17 protein-coding genes are annotated in these 21,100 nt (G+C 43.2%); 4 read left to right on the top strand and 13 right to left on the bottom strand.

The window, feature by feature from the left end:
* Positions 1–1,320 carry an MATE family efflux transporter gene (locus tag ACPUEK_RS06040; protein WP_425643019.1) on the bottom strand — a complete coding sequence of 440 codons (1,320 nt, stop codon included), beginning with the start codon at positions 1,318–1,320 and terminating at the stop codon, positions 1–3.
* A gap of 238 nt (positions 1,321–1,558) precedes the next feature.
* Between ACPUEK_RS06040 and ACPUEK_RS06035 the strand changes: the two genes are divergently transcribed.
* Positions 1,559–2,470, top strand: coding sequence for a lysine exporter LysO family protein (locus tag ACPUEK_RS06035; protein ID WP_425642658.1), 912 nt, complete (start codon positions 1,559–1,561; stop codon positions 2,468–2,470).
* On the opposite strand, the gene ACPUEK_RS06030 is transcribed toward ACPUEK_RS06035, so the two are convergent.
* The 5 genes from ACPUEK_RS06030 to ACPUEK_RS06010 all read right to left on the bottom strand — a co-directional run bounded on the left by ACPUEK_RS06030 (position 2,457) and on the right by ACPUEK_RS06010 (position 7,208).
* Positions 2,457–2,753 (bottom strand): nucleotidyltransferase domain-containing protein, encoded by a 297-nt coding sequence (locus tag ACPUEK_RS06030; RefSeq protein ID WP_425642657.1) that lies wholly within the window; start codon positions 2,751–2,753, stop codon positions 2,457–2,459. The two genes, ACPUEK_RS06035 and ACPUEK_RS06030, sit on opposite strands and share 14 nt — an antisense overlap.
* Before the next feature lie 10 nt (positions 2,754–2,763).
* A complete protein-coding gene (locus ACPUEK_RS06025) occupies positions 2,764–3,198 on the bottom strand; it encodes a nucleotidyltransferase substrate binding protein (RefSeq protein ID WP_425642656.1) in 435 nt (144 codons plus the stop codon).
* Between the two features lie 127 nt (positions 3,199–3,325).
* Entirely contained in the window at positions 3,326–3,583 is a 258-nt protein-coding gene (locus tag ACPUEK_RS06020) for a YfcL family protein (protein WP_067216998.1), read from the bottom strand.
* 79 nt (positions 3,584–3,662) lie between these two features.
* On the bottom strand, positions 3,663–5,159 hold the full coding sequence (gene mqo, locus ACPUEK_RS06015; protein WP_269448094.1) for a malate dehydrogenase (quinone): 1,497 nt from the start codon (positions 5,157–5,159) through the stop codon (positions 3,663–3,665).
* Between the two features lie 528 nt (positions 5,160–5,687).
* Positions 5,688–7,208 carry an exopolyphosphatase gene (locus ACPUEK_RS06010; RefSeq protein ID WP_425642655.1) on the bottom strand — a complete coding sequence of 507 codons (1,521 nt, stop codon included), beginning with the start codon at positions 7,206–7,208 and terminating at the stop codon, positions 5,688–5,690.
* A gap of 456 nt (positions 7,209–7,664) precedes the next feature.
* Here ACPUEK_RS06010 and rho point away from each other — a divergent pair, with 456 nt between their 5' ends.
* On the top strand, positions 7,665–8,930 hold the full coding sequence (rho, locus tag ACPUEK_RS06005) for a transcription termination factor Rho (protein ID WP_067031356.1): 1,266 nt from the start codon (positions 7,665–7,667) through the stop codon (positions 8,928–8,930).
* 174 nt (positions 8,931–9,104) lie between these two features.
* A complete protein-coding gene (locus ACPUEK_RS06000; protein WP_425642654.1) occupies positions 9,105–9,821 on the top strand; it encodes an NAD(P)H-flavin reductase in 717 nt (238 codons plus the stop codon).
* Positions 9,822–9,881: 60 nt separating this feature from the next.
* On the opposite strand, the gene ACPUEK_RS05995 is transcribed toward ACPUEK_RS06000, so the two are convergent.
* From ACPUEK_RS05995 to ACPUEK_RS05970, 6 genes are all read right to left on the bottom strand, one after another.
* The gene (locus ACPUEK_RS05995; protein ID WP_425642653.1) at positions 9,882–11,435 is read right to left on the bottom strand and encodes a M10 family metallopeptidase C-terminal domain-containing protein; all 1,554 of its coding nucleotides are present in this window, start codon (positions 11,433–11,435) and stop codon (positions 9,882–9,884) included.
* Between the two features lie 98 nt (positions 11,436–11,533).
* On the bottom strand, positions 11,534–13,786 hold the full coding sequence (gene ppk1 / locus ACPUEK_RS05990) for a polyphosphate kinase 1 (protein ID WP_197467772.1): 2,253 nt from the start codon (positions 13,784–13,786) through the stop codon (positions 11,534–11,536).
* A gap of 152 nt (positions 13,787–13,938) precedes the next feature.
* Entirely contained in the window at positions 13,939–14,928 is a 990-nt protein-coding gene (gene hemB, locus ACPUEK_RS05985; RefSeq protein WP_067216984.1) for a porphobilinogen synthase, read from the bottom strand.
* Positions 14,929–15,199: 271 nt separating this feature from the next.
* A complete protein-coding gene (locus ACPUEK_RS05980; protein WP_425642652.1) occupies positions 15,200–16,444 on the bottom strand; it encodes a hypothetical protein in 1,245 nt (414 codons plus the stop codon).
* Entirely contained in the window at positions 16,419–16,865 is a 447-nt protein-coding gene (locus ACPUEK_RS05975) for a hypothetical protein (RefSeq protein WP_425642651.1), read from the bottom strand. Before ACPUEK_RS05975 ends, ACPUEK_RS05980 begins: the two co-directional genes overlap by 26 nt.
* On the bottom strand, positions 16,852–17,775 hold the full coding sequence (locus ACPUEK_RS05970) for a glycosyltransferase family 2 protein (protein ID WP_425642650.1): 924 nt from the start codon (positions 17,773–17,775) through the stop codon (positions 16,852–16,854). Before ACPUEK_RS05970 ends, ACPUEK_RS05975 begins: the two co-directional genes overlap by 14 nt.
* A 251-nt stretch (positions 17,776–18,026) precedes the next feature.
* On the opposite strand from ACPUEK_RS05970, the gene ACPUEK_RS05965 reads away from it, so the two are divergent.
* Positions 18,027–19,208 carry a hypothetical protein gene (locus ACPUEK_RS05965; protein WP_425642649.1) on the top strand — a complete coding sequence of 394 codons (1,182 nt, stop codon included), beginning with the start codon at positions 18,027–18,029 and terminating at the stop codon, positions 19,206–19,208.
* Between the two features lie 181 nt (positions 19,209–19,389).
* Here the strand turns inward: ACPUEK_RS05965 and ACPUEK_RS05960 are convergent, their stop codons facing one another.
* Positions 19,390–21,006 carry a methyl-accepting chemotaxis protein gene (locus ACPUEK_RS05960; RefSeq protein ID WP_425642648.1) on the bottom strand — a complete coding sequence of 539 codons (1,617 nt, stop codon included), beginning with the start codon at positions 21,004–21,006 and terminating at the stop codon, positions 19,390–19,392.
* Positions 21,007–21,100 lie beyond the last annotated feature (94 nt).

Genomic DNA, 21,100 nt, shown 5'->3' with positions numbered 1-21,100 from the left:
TTAAGCCACTTCCTCAGGATGTAACAGTTTCTTGTTGCGAAATTTCTTCAGCGTCAGGCGATAACGTGCGGTTAAAATAGCTGCCAAGATTAGCAGACCAAAACCCAGTCCTACATACAGTCCGCGGACATGCAGCGTCTCGGCCCACGGGCTATAATGAGATAGCCAATAACCTAATGGAATACTCAAACCAAACAATGAAATAGCCATGGCGATCATGCTTGAGCGGGTATCACGGAAACCGCGCAGCGCTCCTGTAAACACGGTTTGCACCATGTCGGGTAGTTGATACGAAGATGAGATTAACAAAATGCCCGCAGCCATCGCAGCCACCACTTCGTTAGAGCTAAACAGTAAAGGAATCTGTTCATGTAACGCTTGGGTCAGCGTAAAGCAAATGGCCACATAACCCGCCCCCAATGACAAAATAATACGAATGCGGCGCTGCACTTCCTCGATGCCATCCGTTGCCATGGCTTTTGCAACCACAATGGCGGTAACGGCACTCATGGCCATCAATGGGGTAAACAAAATCGTCGAGTAAGACATCACGATTTGTCCTGCGCCCAGCGCTAAGTCTCCAAACGCTGAAATCAGCCACGTTAAAGAAGAGAATAAGCCGATCTCAAACGCAAAGGCAAAACCCGCTGGCATACCAACGCCAAACAAGATGCCGAAGTGACGCACGTAATACCAATCAATGCGATTGAACAATGTATCTGGATTAACTTTAAGGTCGTAGAGTACAAATACGATCAGAGAGAGCCAAACTGAAGACGCCGAAGCAATCGCTGCACCACTAGCCCCCATTTCAGGAAAGCCAAGTTTTCCGTAAATAAGCACATAATTGAAGACGATGTTTAGGATCAAACTTAATGTTGCCACCAATAATGGCACTCTCGGCTTACCGGCCGCTTCGAATAAGTTTTTGTAAGAGGTCATCAAGGCCAACGCCATAAACGTGGGCGAAAAAAGATACAAATACTGCGCCGCAACGCGCTGGGTTTCAGGCTCGCTGGCCATCATTTTGGCCGCCATTGGCAGCACGGTAATGCTCATTATCGCGCCAATCAGTCCAAGTATGATCGACAAGCCAAATGCTTGAGACATATAAACATTGACCAGTAAACGCTGGCGCCCATGCAAGTGACGCGTGATCAACGGTGTTAAGCCAAACGTCACGCCGATCATAAAGCAGGCTACGGGACTCCAAAGGCTAGAGGCTAAGCCAACCGCCGCTAAATGCAGCGAATCATAGTGTCCTAGCATCATTGTATCCACAATACTGATGGACAATTCCAAAGTCATCGTCAGGATCATAGGAAAGAGTAAATGTAGAATTTCACTCAAGGACGGATAACGTTTAGTAAAGCGTTTAAACATGGTGTTAGCTACTGTGAAAAGTATTCAAATTTAGGTGCGGCGAATTTATCACCAAGTGGTCAAATTTGCACGGTAACAGGCTATAATTGCACCGCTTATGTGCTTTTCAGTCTCTGTATTAGCGTTTATCACCTTACGTATACATTCTCATCAAAGTCTTTAGGATCAATGGATTATGACCATTTTATCAACGCTTGGGCCACTCCTAGCCGCTCTCTTAGCCGGTTATTGGATCAACCTTCGACCTGTCACGCCTGAACGGGTTGCAAAAGGCCTTTCTCAGCTTACTTATGTGATCCTAGGCTTGATTGGTTACAGTATCGGTGCGCTGGATAATCTAGCCAGTAAAATTGTCATCGCAGGCTATCAAGCCATTGTTTTATTCATCGCTATTTCAGTGTTGCCTTTATTAGCCTTGTGGATAAGCGGCCGAGTTTTCCACGCTGGCGCAAGTAAAGTCGAACATGTGGATAAAAACTCATCAACGAAGCACGCTCTGGTGGATGCCGCCAAAACACTGGGCTGGGTTTTAGTCGGTGTGCTCGCTGGCTGGAGTTTAAAAAGCTGGATTCCAAATGTTGATGAGTTAGTCACTTGGTTGCTGTATTTACTGCTATTTTTGGTTGGTTGCCAATTACGTCAAGGTAACTTCCGCCTGCGTAAACTGTTTCTAAATACTCAAGGGGTCGCTATTGCTTTGACCACCGTAGCGGCCACTTTGATCGCAGGTTTGCTAGCAGGCTCTTTTTTAGGTTTAGAATGGAATAAAAGCTTAGCGGTTGTTTCTGGATTTGGCTGGTACAGCTTGTCAGGCATTCTGATCAGTGGCTTAGGCGATCCCGTCCTAGGTACGACGGCTTTCTTACTCGACCTTGGCCGTGAAATCGTTGCCTTGATGCTGATCCCGATGTTCGCACGACTCAATAGCCATTTATCCGTTGGCTATTCGGGCGCGACCGCCATGGATTTCACCCTGCCACTACTTGGTAAAATACATGGCGCTGAAATCGTCCCTGTGTGTATTGCCAGCGGTTTTATTATGAGTGTGTTAGTGCCGATATTGATCCCCCTATTTATGGGAATGTAGCTTGATAAATAGGCTTCCCAACGCGTTGAATATGATCAATAAGTGCATCGTTTTCGATATGAGACAATATTGAAAGGTCAATCTGATAAGGTAACATCAAGTCATCCAATTCAGTTTCTATACGATTAAATAATGTCCAATCAACGTTATCTAGAATCGTCATATCAATATCGGAGGAAGATCGAAAGTTACCTTTCACTCGCGAACCATAGACTAAGACTTGGGTAACTTCTGGGAAACGCTCAAAAACGGAACGAAGCAACTCAATATCAGAGGGTGCCAAGCCAAATTACTCAGACATTGAAACCTTCCAGTTCTTCGTCAGCTTTAGCCTGGAAGGTCACAACAAACTCGGCAAGCAAAAGCGCATAGCTCAATCGTAAGTTTTCAATAATTTGATTCGCGGTTGCTTCGTTATAAGTATGCACAGTTCTATAGCGGTCTTGCAGCATTGCAAGCCAAGTATGGCCATCAGAGATCAACTCACGCTTGAATCCTTCTCGAATAGCATCACGAGAACCGGAAATAGTTTCAGCGCCTTGCCATACAAGGTAATCACGCAACACATTCCAAGCAAGCTCATAAGTAAACTCAAACGCTTGTATCGATCCCTGCTTTTCAATGTTACTGAGTTCACGTTCAGCCATAAGCTGAAGTGCTTCTTGTAATTGAGTATACGCTTTTTTGAAATGCTCAAAGCGCTGTAACCAACGAATATCATGGGTCATAGAAAACTCACACGAAAAAAGGCATAAAAAGAGTCTATCGAATAAACCGCTTTCGTTCGAGCGTATTATGAAAGCACGATTAATACAATCTGCTCTTACGGGCGTACTGCCTGAGCGATATTAGCTTTTACTGGATCTGCTGCCATAGCGATAGAATATTCGCTTGATCGTGCTCTGATACACTTTCCGCATCTAACGTGGCCTTCAGTTCTTGCTCAAAGTAAGTATCAAATGCCGCTTCACCATCGCCTTCTACAGCACTGTGTAAGCCTAATAAGCCTAATAAATACGCGCAATAAAAAAGCTGGTCGCCGTCGTTAGCTTGATGTTCAATCTCACGTAGTTGATCACACAACGCATCAGAGCGCTCTGCATAAGTCGTCATAGTATTTACCTCTGGCTTATTATAAGAAAAGCCGAGCTCACTGACGTGAGGTCGGCTTTACTATTTTCTGTGGTTAAGATTAAGGCTTTAGCTTAAGCGTCTCAAGTGTGCGCGCACGAATGTCCAACAATAGGTCCGTATTTTCCACCAAAGATTGCCCGTATGACGGTACCATTTCTTTCAGCTTCGCTTGCCACTCTGGCGACTTGACGCGCTCATAGAAGCTGCGCTCTAGAATATTTATCATGGTGTGAACCGTTGTTGAAGCACCTGGCGAAGCCCCCAACAAAGCAGCAATGGAACCATCTTCCGATACGATTGCTTCAGTACCGAACTCCAGTTTACCTGCGCCATCAGGACCTTTCTTAATGATCTGTACGCGTTGTCCAGCGTAAGCCAACGACCAATCTTTGTCTTGCGCATCTGGGAAGAAGTTACGCAATGAATCACAACGGTCTTTATGGGACTGACGCACTTCACTGATCAGATACTTGGTCAAGTCCATGTTGTTCTTGCCGACGCTTAGCATGTTGCAAAGGTTGTCCGCACGCACACTTTTTACCAAGTCCAACACTGAGCCTTTCTTCAAAAACTTAGTCGTGAAGCCAGCAAAAGGGCCAAATAGAATGGCTTTCTTACCGTCGATAATACGAGTATCTAGATGCGGAACAGACATCGGCGGCGCACCAATTGGCGCAGCACCGTACACTTTGGCATGATGTTGTTTAACCAGTTCAGGTTTATCACATACCAACCACTGTCCACTCACAGGGAAGCCACCGTAACCTTTACCTTCTTTGATGTCAGCTTTCTGTAGTAAAGGCAATGCCCCACCACCCGCACCAAGAAAGACAAATTTCGCATGAATGTCTTGGCGATGACCTTTTTGATCGATAGACACTTTCCATGTGCCATCTGGCTGCTGAGTCAAGTCTTCAACCTCAGCGCCTAGCTCTAGGTTAAAGCCTTCTTGTTGTTCAAGAAACGTCACCATGTTGCGTGCAATAGCGCCAAAGTTCACATCCGAACCATGCTCAATACGTGTCGCGGCAAGCGGCTCGCTATCATCACGGTTTTGCATGATCAATGGCATCCATTCTGCCAAGGTTGCGCGATCTTCTGTGTATTGCATTTCACGAAAGGCGGGATGAGCACTCATGGCTTCATAACGCGCTTTAAGCATTTTAACGTTGTCCGCTCCCCACACAAAACTCTTGTGCGGAACGCGATTAATAAATTCAGTAGGCTGTGGTAACAGGCCTTGTTCAACTAGGTAAGACCAAAACTGTAAGCTCACTTCAAATGCAGCATTAATATTGACAGCTTTGTCGATATTAACCGTGCCATCGTCATTCTCTGAAGTGTAATTCAGCTCGCAGTAAGCCGCATGGCCAGTACCTGCGTTATTCCAACCATCGGTACTTTCCTGTGCCACTTTATCTAAACGCTCGACCATTGTCATTGAAAGTGAAGGGTCTAGCTGTTTTAGAATCATTCCAAGGGTGGTGCTCATGGCACCGCCACCAACGAGTAGTACGTCTACAATGTTTGAGGTCATATGAGTTCGCCGTGTCATAGCCAGTTGTAGTTTGAGAGTAATTCAGGAAAAGGGCTCTTGACCTTAAATAAGGGAAGGTGCGAATACGAATTAAAGCAGACGCATTCGGACTCTCCCTCTGCAATCTGGGTAAAGATTATAGCACTTCCTAAATACTCCCCTAAGAACGCCGTTCATCTCAAATGTAGTTTGATAGAACCAAAGCGATCGACCTTGCAAGGGTTTTGAGCAGGTGTGTCGCAGATTATACGGATTTTGACGCTAATGTCTTGATACCTTGGTATTAGTTTAGCAATCCCTAGTATGAAAATTCACAATGATTCGTCAACTAGTGTGATAATTTAAGCCTTTGTTTTTATTGACGATTACAACTAAATATTGAATCTCATGTATTACCAAAGGGATACAAACCCAATAGCTTTATAAACTTACGAAATAACCGCTATCAGTGATGGTCACGGCACAAACCCCGAGCATTCGCTCGACAAACTAAAAAGCCCTTTTTGAGAATCATCAAAAAGGGCTTTCGAGTCATGCTATTTCAGGTTACTTAAAGGTAAAAATATAACCAGACACTGCCAAGTAATCGGCTTCACGCTGTAAATTGGCAACCGTCAGGGGACGGCCATCCAACCAGCCGGGTAAAAACTCTGCATGCAACGATTTGTCTTGCGCTTTAAGCGTAAAGATCGGCATATCACCCTCTTTACGATCAATGTGAAGCAAAATAGCCAAGCGCAGTAAAATTGCCAAACGATCCAAATCTTGCTGATCACTTTTCGTAAAACGGTAGTCCAGCGCTTGCGTGAACTTACGACGGTGGCGCAGCACCAGTGAAGCCAAAGCTTTTTGCTCCTGCTGAGAAAACCCCGGCATATCGGATTCACTGATAATGTAAGCGCCATGCTTATGGTAACGACTGTGGGAGATCCCCATGCCACATTCGTGTAATAAGCTCGCCCATCGTAAAATATCTTCATTGGATAACGAGTCTAGCGTCCAGTCACTTTTAACCTGCTCAAGCATGGACAGTGAAGTATGAGTGACTAACTTCGATTGCTCCATATCAATATGATACTGATTGAGCATGTAATTGACGGTACGTTCACGGATATCTGTATCCGCGTAACGTCCCATAATGTCGTACAGGACACCTTCTCGCAATGCGCCAACTGAGAAGTCCATTTGCTTAATGCCAAAACATTCGAACACCGCTGTCAATATGGCAATCCCGGCCGCAATGGTTGTTTTGCGCTCTGGCTTTAAGCCTAATAAATCAACATTGTCCGCATGGCCGGCTTCAAACAATGCTTTCTGAATTTGTTTGAGTACCTTAGGGGTAATGCCTTTTTTGCTCCAGCCATTTTCAACAGCAATGTTGTAAGCCGCTTTAATCGTGCCGGAAGAGCCAATGGCAACGTCCCAGTTTTCTTCTAAATAATCATCTTGGATACTTAACAACTCAAGGCGCGCCGCGGTAACCGCTTTTTGGAAGTTCGATTTGGTGATGGAGCCATCGGGGAAAAAGCGTTGGCGATAACTCACACAGCCCATGTGCAAACTTTCCGTTAAAATAGGCTCTTGTTGCTTACCGATAATAAACTCCGTTGAGCCACCACCAATGTCGACCACAATACGCTTCTGCTCGCCATGATCCATGGTGCGTGCCACCCCCATATAAATCAGGCGGGCTTCTTCTCGTCCAGCGATGATTTCAACCGGATGACTGATCACATCCATCGCTTTGGAAATAAAGTCATAACGGTTTTTCGCAGCACGTAAAGCGTTAGTGCCCACAATACGTACGGATCCCAGCGGTAAGTCATCGATAACTTGTGCAAATTGCGCAATACAATCGATGCCTCGTTGCTGAGAAACGTCATCTAGTGTGTCGTCGTCTTGGAGGCCAGCGGCCAGCTGCACCTTATCACCGTACTGACCCGTAATACGCAGTTGCCCATGTGTCACCTGCGCAACAACCATGTGAAAACTGTTTGATCCCAGATCTATTGCTGCAATTTTTTCGAATGGAAAATCATGCGATTGTTGCACTAAAAGTGATTGCATCCATCAACGCCTTTTCGAGATTACAAATTGTGAGCGAAGGTTAACTCGTTTACACCCTGCTGTCATGGTCAAATTCCAAGGACTTTTTTGATCTTGTGTGAGCCTTAAAACATAAATTTTACTGTAATCGGTCAAAAAACTCACAAAAAAGGCGTTATTAAGCCTTTTTGACTATAGACCTATGGAATTACTCGCACTATAGTAAAGCTGTCTTATGAATTGTGCGGTTATCTATAACCAATTGACCAATTCTGGACTCCAATCAAGTAATACACGCTGTTCGACCTCGCCCATCGCGATATGATTGAACTCAAGCCATGGTTATGCCCGTAGCCGGTATTCTGTGTCGAAAAGCATTTTTACATTAAAACTTCCGACATTGATTTATAGCTGTATTTGTACATTACTATGGTCCCGTCATTTATTCTCTTAATGAGCTAACAACTTTATTCGTTTATGAACCTTACCGAACTAAAAAAGAAATCAGTCCCTGAACTATTAGATATCGCCGCGGAAATGGGGTTAGACAACCTTGCCCGCTCCCGAAAACAAGATGTTATCTTCGCGATTCTGAAACGCCATGCGAAAAGTGGCGAAGATATCTACGGCGATGGCATCCTTGAGATTCTGCAAGACGGCTTTGGCTTCTTACGCTCTCCTGATAGCTCATACCTAGCGGGTCCCGACGACATCTACGTATCTCCCAGTCAGATTCGTCGTTTTAACCTTCGCACAGGCGACACCGTCGCTGGCAAGATTCGTCCACCAAAAGATGGCGAGCGTTACTTTGCTCTGCTGAAAGTGAACGAAATCAACTTTGATAAGCCAGACAGTGTTCGCAACAAGATTTTGTTTGAGAACTTAACACCGCTATTCCCTGATGACCGCTTACTTATGGAAGCGGGCAACGGTTCGACCGAAGACGTCACGTCTCGTATCATCGACCTTGTTGCACCAATGGGTAAAGGTCAGCGCGCGCTTATCGTATCACCGCCGAAAGCCGGTAAAACGTTTATGTTGCAAAACATCGCAAACGCGATCACACGCAACAACCCAGAATGTCACATGATCGTACTGTTGATCGATGAACGTCCTGAGGAAGTCACTGAAATGTCGCGTACTGTTCGCGGCGAAGTGGTTGCTTCAACGTTTGACGAGCCACCAGCACGTCACGTACAAGTGGCAGAAATGGTGATTGAAAAAGCCAAGCGCCTCGTTGAACACAAGAAAGACGTCGTGATCCTATTGGACTCTATTACGCGTCTTGCGCGTGCTTATAACACAGTCGTACCTTCATCGGGTAAAGTCTTGACTGGTGGTGTTGATGCAAACGCGCTAGAACGCCCTAAGCGTTTCTTTGGTGCTGCACGTAACATCGAAGAAGGCGGCAGCTTGACGATTATCGCAACAGCGTTAGTCGATACGGGCTCTAAGATGGACGAAGTTATCTTCGAAGAGTTTAAAGGTACAGGTAACTGTGAATTACACCTTGACCGTAAGATCGCTGAGAAACGTACGTTCCCTGCGATCAATATTCGTCGTTCTGGTACCCGTCGTGAAGACTTACTGACAACGGAAGACGAACTACAACGTATGTGGATCCTGCGTAAGCTTCTAAATCCTATGGAAGATGTGTCAGCCACTGAGTTCCTAATCGATCGTCTAAAAGTCACTAAGACCAACGATGACTTCTTCGAGTCTATGAAAGGCAAGAATAAGTAACGGTTGTAGACTATCATTCTACAAAGAAGCCACTTCCTCACTTTATATGTGAAAGTGGCTTTTTTTTATGTGGAAAGCATCGATATAATGGCGCGACACGCCACGCTATTTAAGCGATATATTAAAAATAGCTGCTTCAAGCAGCAGGCACGAGAACACAACGGAGTCATCTAGGTGAAAGACGTCAACGCTAAAGTTATTCGAGTCGAATCACTTAATAGCACAGTATTTAAAGTGGATTTGGAAGTCCGTAACACGACATTCATTGCTGGCCAGTATCTAATGATCGCGTTGCCAAGCGGTGAGAAAGTGCCCTATTCTATTGGCAGTGCGCCATATGAGCTTCCAGCCTTAACGCTGTATATATTAGTGTCAGACGAAGCCTCTTTGGCTTCTAAAGTGATCGAACACATTCAGCACAGCGAATCCATCGATCTTATTCTACCAGGTGGCGATGCTCATATTGAGCAACCCCCAAGCGACCTTACCGATCCACTACTGCTGATTGCGGGTGGTACTGGGTTCGCTCAGATGAAAAGCATCTTTGATGATTTAGTCCATAAAGGCTACTCAAACCCAGTACATTTTTACTGGGGTCTGCGTACCTCTGCCGACACATTTGTGATGGATTGGATCAATAACCATCAGTCGCCAGAAAACTTCCATGTTCACGTCGTTGTTAATGAAGGCAGTAACGATTGGAATGGGCGTACTGGCTGGCTGTATGAAGCGGTTATAGAAGACCACTTAGACCTAACTAATAGCCATGCCTTCATTAGCGGTTCCGTTGGTATGGTCTACGGCACGCTGGATCAACTGGAAGCGAAAGGCATCCAAGCAGACAACTGTCATTCCGATGTGTTTGCTTATGCGCCAAGACCTAAGAGCTAATAGATACTAAACCTTACCTAAAAAGCATGCCGAGGCATGCTTTTTTATTGGTCGGATACGTTACGCGATCGATTCGCTAGTATCCGAGTACTGAACCGTTTCCACACCAATTAAAGTAGCGGCAAAGTTATCCCCGACAATATGATAGCCGTTGTTATCAACATACCGTTCAATACTTTTATAGGCTTCCGCTATGAATACCGTATCATTGCCCACACCACCATCGATCTGATCATAACCGCCTGCACCAAGGTAAATCGCATCGTCTCCGGCGCCTGAATAAATCAGATTATCAACCTCGTTGTCGATAATCACATCGTCACCCGCGCCTGCTACGACGTTTTCGATCACCACACCAAAGGCAATGCCTAGATTATTCTGATTTAAAAAAGCTTCTTCACCTAACGATACAATGAAGTCTTCAATAAAAGACACTTCATCAAACGACCCTAAACCTGCTGCGGCAGCCACTTCCAAGGCTTCCTCATAGGTCGTACGTTCGGAAACAGAAGACAACGTGTAATCGTTCAGATTTACCACACTACCAAATGAAGCATCGCTTACATCAATAGTATCCACACCACCAGCATCCCAAATTGTCAGGTAATGCTCTGAAGAGGTTTCAAAAGAACGACTCTCTTCGTTGTATACATAGACATCATCATCGCTATTCGTCGACATATCTGCGCCATAGGCATATTGCAAGGCAGCCACATCAATAATGCCTAATTCGCTACGATAATTGTCAATCGCCATTACAGAATAATCGTACTCTGAAGCTTGCGCTTCCACCTCGAGAAAACCCGTTTCCGTATAAGTCATGATACTGAAATAAGTATTGTCAAACTCAGCAGGTAACACAGAATCCCCTTCAAAGGTATGTTCGCCCCCCATAGCATGTCCCAATTCGTGTGCCATTGTACTAATGCCGTATCCGCCAAATGAATAATAATTTGGGTCATTTACCATGCCGTCAGCATTGAGAAAAATGTCGCCACCAATTCCAAAATCAGGCAGATAAGCAAATGCCTCTGCACTGAGCTGAGTTACTGCAACTACCTGAATATCTGCCTGGTAAAAATCTGAGATTTGTTCTAATTCAACTACAATGTATTGGTTCAGACGATTAGCCGTATCAATAAAGGAAGCTTTTTCAACATCGTTCAATGGCCGCCAGCCAAACGACGTTTCATAGTCTTCTTTGTGGGAATCAGGAATACTGGTAGGAAAATTATACGTCACAGTCGACCAGTCCCAATCTTCTTGTGTCAATACCGACTCAATATGAGGTGTCGTTCGGTCAGAAAAAGCTGAAACTGAGGTCTTCGTTACGCTCTTAACGTCAAGCACTGAGTTCATGTTGGGAAAGAAAGCGGTTACATCAGATTGTGGGATTGAATCTGAAGTATCGAAGCCAAGCTGACTAAAAAATTGTTTTACTTGAATCTCATTGACGTCTTGCCCATACAGTTCTGCCAACATAGAAAAACTAATATCATAGCGGCCAGCGGTATCGTAAATAACGTGAGGTGACGCAAAATTAGAGTAAACAAAAGTACGGGCCTCATTGAACGAGATTCCATACTGATCTAGTAGTGTATTAAGTTTTGTCATATACATTCCTTGTAAAAAGCCTCAGCAGCGTATTACAGCCGAAAAAGTAAAAAACGGTCATAGTATACATCCTTTATAGCTCATGACCGTAATTTGCATTAACGAGAGTTATCCGCTAAATCATTCATCAACGCACGTTGTGCTGTGCGGTACTCTCCTTTACGCGGCTTAGCCAGCTGGTAAGACCCATCGCTTTGTAACAACCAACTTTGCGTGTTGTCTTTCAAATAATATTCCAGCTCTTTTTTCACTCGACGCGACAGTTTAAAGTCTTGAATTGGGAATGCGACTTCAACACGGTTATTCAGGTTACGATCCATGCCGTCGGCACTGGATAGATACACCATGGGCACGCGATTATTATAGAAGTAGTAAACACGTGTATGTTCAAGAAAACGTCCGATAATGCTGCGTACACGAATATTAGACGATACGCCTTTAATACCCGGGCGTAGCGTACAAATACCGCGAATAATCAAATCGATCTTCACGCCTGCCTGAGAAGCTTTATAAAGTGCTTGCACTAAACGCTGCTCGGTTAAAGAGTTTACCTTAATGATAATCCGCGCTGGATCGCCATTACGCGCGTTTTCCGCTTCTTTATTGATCATATCCAGCAAGCGATCGCGCAATGTAAACGGTGCATGCAACAGCTTCTTCACTTTCAGCTCTTTACTCATGCCAGTTAGCTGCTGGAAGACTCGGTGTACATCGTCGCCAATTTCTTTATCACAGGTTAAGAAGCTGTAGTCTGTATACAAGCGCGCGTTACCCGCGTGATAGTTACCAGTACCTAGATGCACGTAACGCGTCAGATCTGGCCCCTCACGACGCACAATCAAGATCATCTTCGCGTGGGTTTTATGACGCACGACACCGTATACGACGATTGCACCAGCATCTTGCAAACGACTGGCTAACGCTAAGTTTTCCGCTTCATCGAAACGCGCACGTAACTCAATAACAACGGTTACCTCCTTACCATTGCGTGCAGCCTCCACCAACGCATTGGCAATCGGTGAACGGGCTCCAGTGCGGTAAAGAGTTTGACGAATGGCAATCACATGCGGGTCTTTAGCCGCTTCACTGAGCATATCAACGACTGGTGAGAAACTCTCAAACGGGTGCATCAACAGGTAATCTCGTTGACGTACAGCCTCGAAGATACCACCAGACTTAGCCAGTTTATTCGGTAAGCCAGGAGAAAACGGTGGATACATCAAATCAGATCGATCCACTAACTCCAACACAGCCATTAATCGGCTCAAGTTTACTGGCCCATCGATGCAATATAAATCTTGTTCCGCTAAATCAAACTGCGCTAATAGGGCATCCACAATGTGCGCAGGACAGTTATCCGCAATTTCCAAACGCACGGAGCTACCGTAATGACGACTTTGTAATTCTGTACGCAAGGCACCGGCCAAATCCAAACCAATGTCATCAGAATCCACTTCTAAATCGGCGTTACGAGTCAGGCGGAATTGGAAACAGCCTTTAACGGTCATACCAGGGAATAACTGATCAGCATGAGCGTGAATGATGGAAGATAGGAAGACCATGTTATCGCCACCTTCACAAACATCGTCAGGTAGCTTGACCAAGCGAGGTAAAGAACTTGGTGCAGGCACAATCGCCAAACCGTTTTCACGACCAAACGCATCACGGCCCTCTAACTCAACCACAAAGTTAAAGGTCTTGTTCGCCAAGCGCGGGAATGGGTGAGCAGGATCAAGCCCTACCGGACTAATGATGGGTAACACATTGTCACGAAAGTAACGCTTTACCCAAGCCGCTTGCTTTTCAGTCCACACCGAGCGTCGAATAAAGCGAATATTTTCTTCCGCCAGTTTTGGGAAAATAATGTCATTTAAGATACGGTATTGACGACGCACAAGTTTGTGAGCGTGGTCGCTAATCAACTGCAACACCTTACGTGGGTGCATGCCATCTGGGCCGTTTTTCTCGCGACCGTATTCAATCTGACTTTTTAGGCCTGCCACACGTATTTCAAAGAACTCATCCATGTTTGAGCTGAAAATACACAGGAACATCAAACGGTTCAAAACCGGATGATTTTCGTCCATAGCCTGCTCAAGTACACGTGCATTGAACTGTAGATGACTAAGCTCACGGTTAAAGAACAGCTCTGGATCCGACAAATCGATGTCTTCAGGTAAGCGCTCTTCAATGGCTAAACGGCTTGGATCAATAGGCTGCTCTGGGATCGGTTCTAGTACCAGTTCCTCAGCAATCTCTTCGATCGTCTTGGCTTCGTTCTGTGCAGTATCCTCGTTTGTATTAGCTGAGGATTGAGCCACTTCATTTTCTTTTTCAGGCTGTTCAGACATTGCGTGTCAGCTCCAATAGCGTGCCATCATTATGTTCCATGTTGACCTAACTAAGCAGTCTGGCCAACTTTAAAATTACACTAACGCAGCCCTAGGGTCACGGCTTCCTCGATGATTAATCAACATCTCAACACGAAAATAATGGAGCCGTTTTAGCCCTTTAATAAACGGGCAGCGTCTTTTGCAAAGTAAGTCAAAATACCATCCGCACCAGCGCGCTTAAATGCCAACAAAGATTCCATCATCACTTGATCTTTATCGAGCCAGCCGTTTTCAAAGGCTGCCATCTGCATCGCGTATTCACCACTCACTTGGTACGCATAGGTCGGTACACCCAATTCTGACTTTACACGACGTACAACGTCTAGATAAGGCATACCAGGTTTCACCATCACCATATCCGCCCCCTCTTCCAAATCCAGCAAGACTTCACGAATTGCTTCATCGGTATTAGCCGGGTCCATTTGATAGGTGAATTTATTGCCTTTCCCTAGATTGCCTGATGAACCTACCGCATCACGGAAAGGGCCATAATAAGCCGACGCATATTTCGCCGAATAAGCCATAATGCGAGTATTGATAAAGCCCTCTAACTCCAAAGCTTCACGAATCGCACCAATACGGCCGTCCATCATGTCAGACGGCGCAATAACCTGAGCACCCGCTTGTGCATGAGACAGAGCTTGCTTCACCAACACATCGACCGTGATGTCATTCAACACGTAGCCGTCATCATCGATGATGCCGTCTTGCCCATGAGTGGTAAACGGATCCAACGCCACATCGGTCATCACACCCAACTCAGGGAAGTTTTCTCGCAACATACGAATAGCACGTTGAGCTAGGCCGTCTGGGTTATAAGCCTCCTCAGCCATCAGTGACTTGTTGTCACTTGCCAACACCGGAAATAGCGCCACCATAGGAATGCCCAATGCAACTAGCTCGGCCGCTTCTTCTTTAAGCAAGTCTAATGTCACACGAGCGACCCCCGGCATAGAAGGTACGGCTTCACGCGTATTCTGCCCTTCGATCACAAACATAGGGTATATAAGATCGTCAGCGCTTAGACGATGCTCGCGCATTAAACGGCGAGAAAAATCATCTTTACGCATACGGCGCATACGAGCGAACGGAAAGGTCATGTACCAACTCCTTACTTTATGAGTGTAAACTATAAATAAATTGTGACAATTACATTACAGAGACGCAAATTGTCCGATAAAACAAGGGAAGCACGTTAGTAAAGACTTTCCTTTTCTACGAACAAACCCATTCTAGAACAAAACCAAAGAGTAGGTATTGATATCATTCAGCAAATTTTTAGAAAATCCTTAGACTGAAATCAATCAAGAAAACAAAGCCGCTCTTAGCTCTGTAACGTAGCAAAATCAAACGTAAGAGCGGCTATAAACATTACCAGTACCTACCGACTATCAATGGCTTGTTGACGATACACTTGAATAAGTAAAGCGTAGCTAAGACCAAACTTAACTCAAAAATCAGAGCTACTCTGAAACCTGAAGCGTAAACAGTTGGTGAAAAACCAAGCATTAATATGCTAAGAACGCCAAAAAATAAACTAAGTAAAGCTGGCCATACAGTGCTATGCTTCCTTGCCAAACCAAGCATCAAAGTAATTGCAGCAGACAACACCAGTAAGAACACTAGGTAGCCTTTATACATATTGGCACCTATAATACTATTGGATGTTACAGTGCCAGAATATTTAAAACCCATTAAACTCTCATCTGTAAATGCATATTTTTGTTGCTGTAGACAAAAAATCAAAAGATAGAAAAAAACTATCACCAAACTAATTTTTTCAAAAATTCCTTTCTCATTATTATGATATCCAACAAAAGCAAGCAGACTAAGGAAAACAAACAAAGGCCAATTATCACTCATCATAAAAGCTTGATACATCTTATCCATACCTAAGTATGCTTTTTCAACGAAACCAAAATCCGAATAATTAGAAAAATAGAGTCTAACAGATGAATTATAGCGCAATATATTCCCTGGGGCAGAGAACAAAACAACAGCATTAAACAAACTTAAAGCAACAAAAAATAGCTTATTTAAAGCAAAAACTCTATATAAAGAAACAACGGAAGCAAGAACAAAAACAATCACTACCTGCTCTTGATAGGAAAATATAAAAACCGAAACAAACGCCAAAAAAATGACTGCTTTATTACTTATTCGTTCATGAATAACATAAAAACAAAACAAACCTAAACTACAAGGCAATAAATAATTATAAAAACCAGTCACCCAGTAAAATGATTCTGATGTGATATCACTCGGTATTAAGTTAACAAGAACTGTTACAACAATGAAATATATTGGTGAAATCTTATACTTTGAAAGTTTTAAAAAGCAGTAGATAATTAAAATAATACTCAAAGGAATGGTAAGCTTCCAAAAGAAACTCCATGCAATGGTATATGCTAGAAGCAACTCAATACCAAGACGACCACTCCATTGATGGTAACGAGACCAAACCTGCTCAAAAATGCTACCTGATTCATTCAGAACCTGAAAATATTGATCGTCTCCCCAGCCATGTGTATCCATAGATAAACCTAGCAATAAAAAATATGCTATAAGCAAAAAGACTAAAGTTATACTTTTATCCTTTACAGCGGTACTGAACACTGTATGCTCTCCCATCATCATAATTACTTTCTGCTTGAATCGAGATAAGACCAGTATAATCTGAGTCAAACCCTCTATAGCTTGCTTCAAACCCACTTACTTGGTGATCTTTTAATTTTAAAATAGTTTGAATATCTTTTCTTTCTTCTGAGAATGTTTCAAGTTTTATGAAGCCACCATTAATCTTCTCAACAAAAACACTATATCTTGCGTAAGAAAAATCAGGTGTATATGCCCAACCAGATACGACAACCTTGTTTTTTAGATAACACTCATCTACATGAAAACGTTCAAACCCTGTAAATTTTTTAGCATCATATTCAAAAGGGTCATTCCAAGTAAAAAATGCACCAACCACTAAAGAAACTGAGAAAAAAACCAAAAATATAAAAACAAAACCTATTAACCTACGAGAAATCATTGTTTTTTTCCTTCAGCAGATACCTAGGTCTGTTCTTAGTCTCTATATAAGCTCGCCCGACATATTCACCAAGCACCCCAATTCCAATTAGTTGAATCCCCCCTAAAAATAGAATTGAAACTAATAAAGATGGATAGCCAGGAACATCATTCCCCCAGAAAATTTTATCTACAACTAGCCAGATACCGTACAAAAAAGCAATAAAAGCAATACTAAAGCCTATATAAGTCCAAATACGTAATGGAAAAGTGGAAAAACTAGTAATCCCATCCAAGGCAAGATTCCAAAGTTTCCAACCATTGAATTTGGTATCGCCTACTGAACGCTCAGGTCGAACGTACTCTACGATTGCAGTTTTTCCTCCAACCCAAGAAAGAATACCTTTCATAAAGAGATTATTTTCGCCTAAACGTTTCACATCCTCGATAGTTTTACGAGACATCAGCCGAAAGTCACCAACATTTTCTTCAATCTTAGTTTTGCTGATTAAATTATGTAACCGATAAAACCACGCCGCAAAATTTCGCTTTAGCAAGCTATCGGACTTACGATCAATACGTTTTGCTAACACTACATCAGCACCGGCCAGCCACTTTTCAATTAGTTGTGGAACAACTTCAATTGGGTCTTGTAAGTCAACATCTAAAGGAATAACAGCGTCACCTGAACAATGCTCTATACCAGCCATTAATGCGGCTTCTTTCCCGAAGTTTCGAGTAAAGCTCAACACCTTAATACGATCATCCTGGGATGCTAAACCCAAAGCGATGAGCTCAGTATTATCACTACTTCCATCGTCAACAAAGACAACCTCTAGATCATAGTTACTGAGCTTAGACGTAACCTCTTTATAAAATATAGAAATGGAACTTTCTTCGTTATAAACAGGCACAACAAGCGAAATTTTCAAGTTAAATCCCTCTAAGCTAAATAAAATATTATTGACATTTTAAAATAAGGCTTTCTTATATGACCAGTAGAAATTCACATTATATAGATAATTCGCTATCAATTTGAAATAAAAACGAACACATTAATTAAGAATCATAACTTTTACTACCTAACATAACCTTCTTATGAAAATTAAGCCTTTATACTCCAAAGGTTTCATATTTATAATTAGTCCTTGTTATATAATGCTAAATTTAAAGGAATTATATCATGCTAGAGAAAAGAGGTAGAGTCTCAGCCTCCCTGCTCTGTTACGGCACGATAATTACGTTATATGTCGTTTACTTAAGTCAATATCCTTTTTATAACTGGGATATTATTCCTTATGTTGGAAGTGTATTAAGCATTGATATAAACGATAAAAACACATTGCAAACAACCACTTACCAAATCCTAAGTAACAATATCCCAGCTTCATTCTTCGACCAACTCGTAACTGGGTCATATCACGAAGCCGTATATCAGTCCTCCGATGTATTTATAGAGCAACTAAATTTCTATTTAATTAAGCCTTTTTACATTGGCTTAATTTATCTGATAAGCTTTTTAGGTCTTCCTATCACTGGCGCGATCGCTTGGATTTCCTTGATAGCCACGCTCTTTTCAGGATGCTTGGTACTATATTGGCTGACTCGCCATACCAACTCTCATCTATCATTTATCCTTACTTTTCTTATTGGCTTTCAATCACGATTATTTGACTTAGGCCGCATTGCAACCCCTGATGCGTTGTCGGTTAGCGTCATGTTACTTGCATTATTTCTTTTATTTGAACGGAAGAAACTCAAAACAGCTTGCTCACTTATCACTTTTGCCGTTCTAATTCGATCAAACAACGTTATTTTTGCAACACTATTTTTAAGCTACATAACAGTCTTTTCATTTAAGATGGGGAGATTTTCAGATACCAAATTTAGTGTGGGGTTGCTGATATTAACGGTATTACTCTACTTTACAACGACTTACCTACAGCACGGCTACAGTTGGTGGACTTTGTTCTACCATTCCTTTGTGTCTAAGTTAAACTATCCAAGCCAGTTTGATACACCGTTTTCGCTAGACATATATATAAGCGTCATTCAAAAACAACTTCGAGCACTCTTGATGCCTGGAATAAGCTCACCGTCTACAATACTAATTTTCATTGCACTACTTGGCTTGTCTGGAATAATTACATTGAAGAAAGGATGTAACTCACTAGCTATGACTCCTTGCTTGGCAGTCAGCGCTATGATCATTATAAATTACGGCGCACACTTCGTCTTGTTTCCAGGCATAATTCAATGGGACCGTTTTTTTACAAGCTTCTATGTTTTCAGCACCATCATGCTGGTAGCAAAAATCAACGCCCCCAGCAGTTTCAATATATATGAGAGGGATGCGATCCAATAGGAGCAATGCTCCTATATCTTAAGCCAGCTCAGGCTCTATGTGTTTTCATTCATATTTGTTCTAAAAGTACACAACTATGAACCCACTAGCGCCTTCTTCAATTTTGCTTCGCAAGAATATTACGGTCTAGCTTGCAACTATTGACAGTTAGTCTAATTATTTTTGGATAGGTAATTAAAACCTAAACCTTAAACTGACTGGTTAGCTTACTAAGAGACTCCGCCAGTTGTGCAAGTTCTTGACTTGATTGGCTGCTTTTATTCGCTGCTTCAGCGGTTGCGTTCGCAAGATCGCTAATAGCAACCAGCCCTTCATCTACGGTATTGGAGACGATAGCCTGCTCCTCAGCGGCGGATGCTATGGTCGTATTTTGCTCATTAATTTTTGCGACTGAGGTTCGAATAGCTTCCAGCGCGTCCCCAGCGCGATGAGCAATGTCCAGAGTTTCTTTCGCTTTTTCATAACTTGTACGAATAGAACTAACAGTGCTGCCAGTGTCTTTTTGCACGGAACCAATCATGCTTTCAATTTCTATGGTCGACTCATGAGTCCGGTGAGCCAAACCACGCACCTCATCTGCTACCACAGCAAAACCACGACCACTCTCTCCCGCACGGGCAGCCTCAATTGCGGCATTCAGAGCCAATAAATTAGTTTGCTCTGCAATATCACGAATCACATCTAACACTTTACCAATATTAGAAACTTGCTGCTCTAGGGACGTAACACCTGACATTGTGCCATCAAGCTCGGACAATAAACCGTTAATCGTATCAATGGTATTTGATACTTCTTGGTTACCCACCTCTGAACGCTCATTCGCGTTTTGAGATTCTTCTGACGTCGCAACAGCATTACGAGCGACTTCATCAACAGCGGATGATAGCTGCGTCACAGATGATACAGCTTGCTCTAGCTGCACGTTCTGATCGTAAATTGCTTTAGTTGAAAGCTCCGTGACACTACTCAAATCTTCAGATGTCGAAGCGAGCTGGCGGGCTGAGGCCTGAATATCATAGATTGTCTTCCTCAGATTAGACTGCATGGCCGCTAACGCTTGTATCATCTGCGCCGCCTCGTCTTTCCATTTATCCGAAAACTCATGACGCAAGTCGCCATTGGCGATGGCCTTTGCTGCCCCAATGGCAACTCGAAGAGGTCGAACAAGACTTCGAGTAAATAGATAAGAAAACAGTGCTACCAACATCAATGCACAAGCAATGACGGAGTACATAATTACCATGGTATCCGTTTCAGCTTGATCAACTCTATGATCGCTGTCTATGATGCGCTGATTCTGAAATTTCTCTAATAATTCAATTGAGTTGACAAGCTCACTCCCCGCCACTTTTGCTTGTTCCTGCACGGGTAAACTCGCGGCGACATTGCCCGCCACTACTAAATCGAGTATGCGTTTTTGTAATGCTTGATAATCTGAAAACTGCTGCGTCACTTTTGCCACAAGCCGAACGGCCTCTTCAGCTCGCGCTACATTACGCATTTTTTCCAGTTCCGCTTTAAAGCGCTCTTCCGCGGCCGTCACACGACGTCGGCCTTGGTCAGAGGTTTCAGGCGATAGAATCGTTTTCACCACCTCAAAACGTAACTCATACAGTGCTGCAACCATATTCTTTGAATACACCAGCGCAGGCACTCGATGCTCTGTCACGACATCAAATTCATCGGACAGATTAGAAACACGATTAATAGAAAAAAGTCCTATTCCCAACACAATTAGACCCACAACCGCGAACGCAATCGTAGAACGTACTCCAATGGATACTAAGCGAATATTCACGGCTGTTATCACTCCTTAATAACAAACGATGACGATAAAAATACCATTTTAATAAAGTAAAAAAGCACCAAATAAGAATAAATACTATTATCAA

The sequence above is a fragment of the Marinomonas gallaica genome (assembly GCF_049821165.1).
GTDB classification, from domain to species: domain Bacteria; phylum Pseudomonadota; class Gammaproteobacteria; order Pseudomonadales; family Marinomonadaceae; genus Marinomonas; species Marinomonas gallaica.
Note: the sequence above shows the minus strand (reverse complement) of the source record. Positions and strands in the feature narration are given on the sequence as shown.

Coding starts and splice junctions, on each gene's coding strand:
- ACPUEK_RS06040 (WP_425643019.1), bottom strand. CDS start 1,320: ATGATCCTGACGATGACTTTGGAATTGTCCATCAGTATTGTGGATACA.
- ACPUEK_RS06035 (WP_425642658.1), top strand. CDS start 1,559: ATGACCATTTTATCAACGCTTGGGCCACTCCTAGCCGCTCTCTTAGCC.
- ACPUEK_RS06025 (WP_425642656.1), bottom strand. CDS start 3,198: ATGACCCATGATATTCGTTGGTTACAGCGCTTTGAGCATTTCAAAAAA.
- ACPUEK_RS06020 (WP_067216998.1), bottom strand. CDS start 3,583: ATGACGACTTATGCAGAGCGCTCTGATGCGTTGTGTGATCAACTACGT.
- mqo (WP_269448094.1), bottom strand. CDS start 5,159: ATGACACGGCGAACTCATATGACCTCAAACATTGTAGACGTACTACTC.
- ACPUEK_RS06010 (WP_425642655.1), bottom strand. CDS start 7,208: ATGCAATCACTTTTAGTGCAACAATCGCATGATTTTCCATTCGAAAAA.
- rho (WP_067031356.1), top strand. CDS start 7,665: ATGAACCTTACCGAACTAAAAAAGAAATCAGTCCCTGAACTATTAGAT.
- ACPUEK_RS05995 (WP_425642653.1), bottom strand. CDS start 11,435: ATGACAAAACTTAATACACTACTAGATCAGTATGGAATCTCGTTCAAT.
- ppk1 (WP_197467772.1), bottom strand. CDS start 13,786: ATGTCTGAACAGCCTGAAAAAGAAAATGAAGTGGCTCAATCCTCAGCT.
- hemB (WP_067216984.1), bottom strand. CDS start 14,928: ATGACCTTTCCGTTCGCTCGTATGCGCCGTATGCGTAAAGATGATTTT.
- ACPUEK_RS05975 (WP_425642651.1), bottom strand. CDS start 16,865: ATGATTTCTCGTAGGTTAATAGGTTTTGTTTTTATATTTTTGGTTTTT.
- ACPUEK_RS05965 (WP_425642649.1), top strand. CDS start 18,027: ATGCTAGAGAAAAGAGGTAGAGTCTCAGCCTCCCTGCTCTGTTACGGC.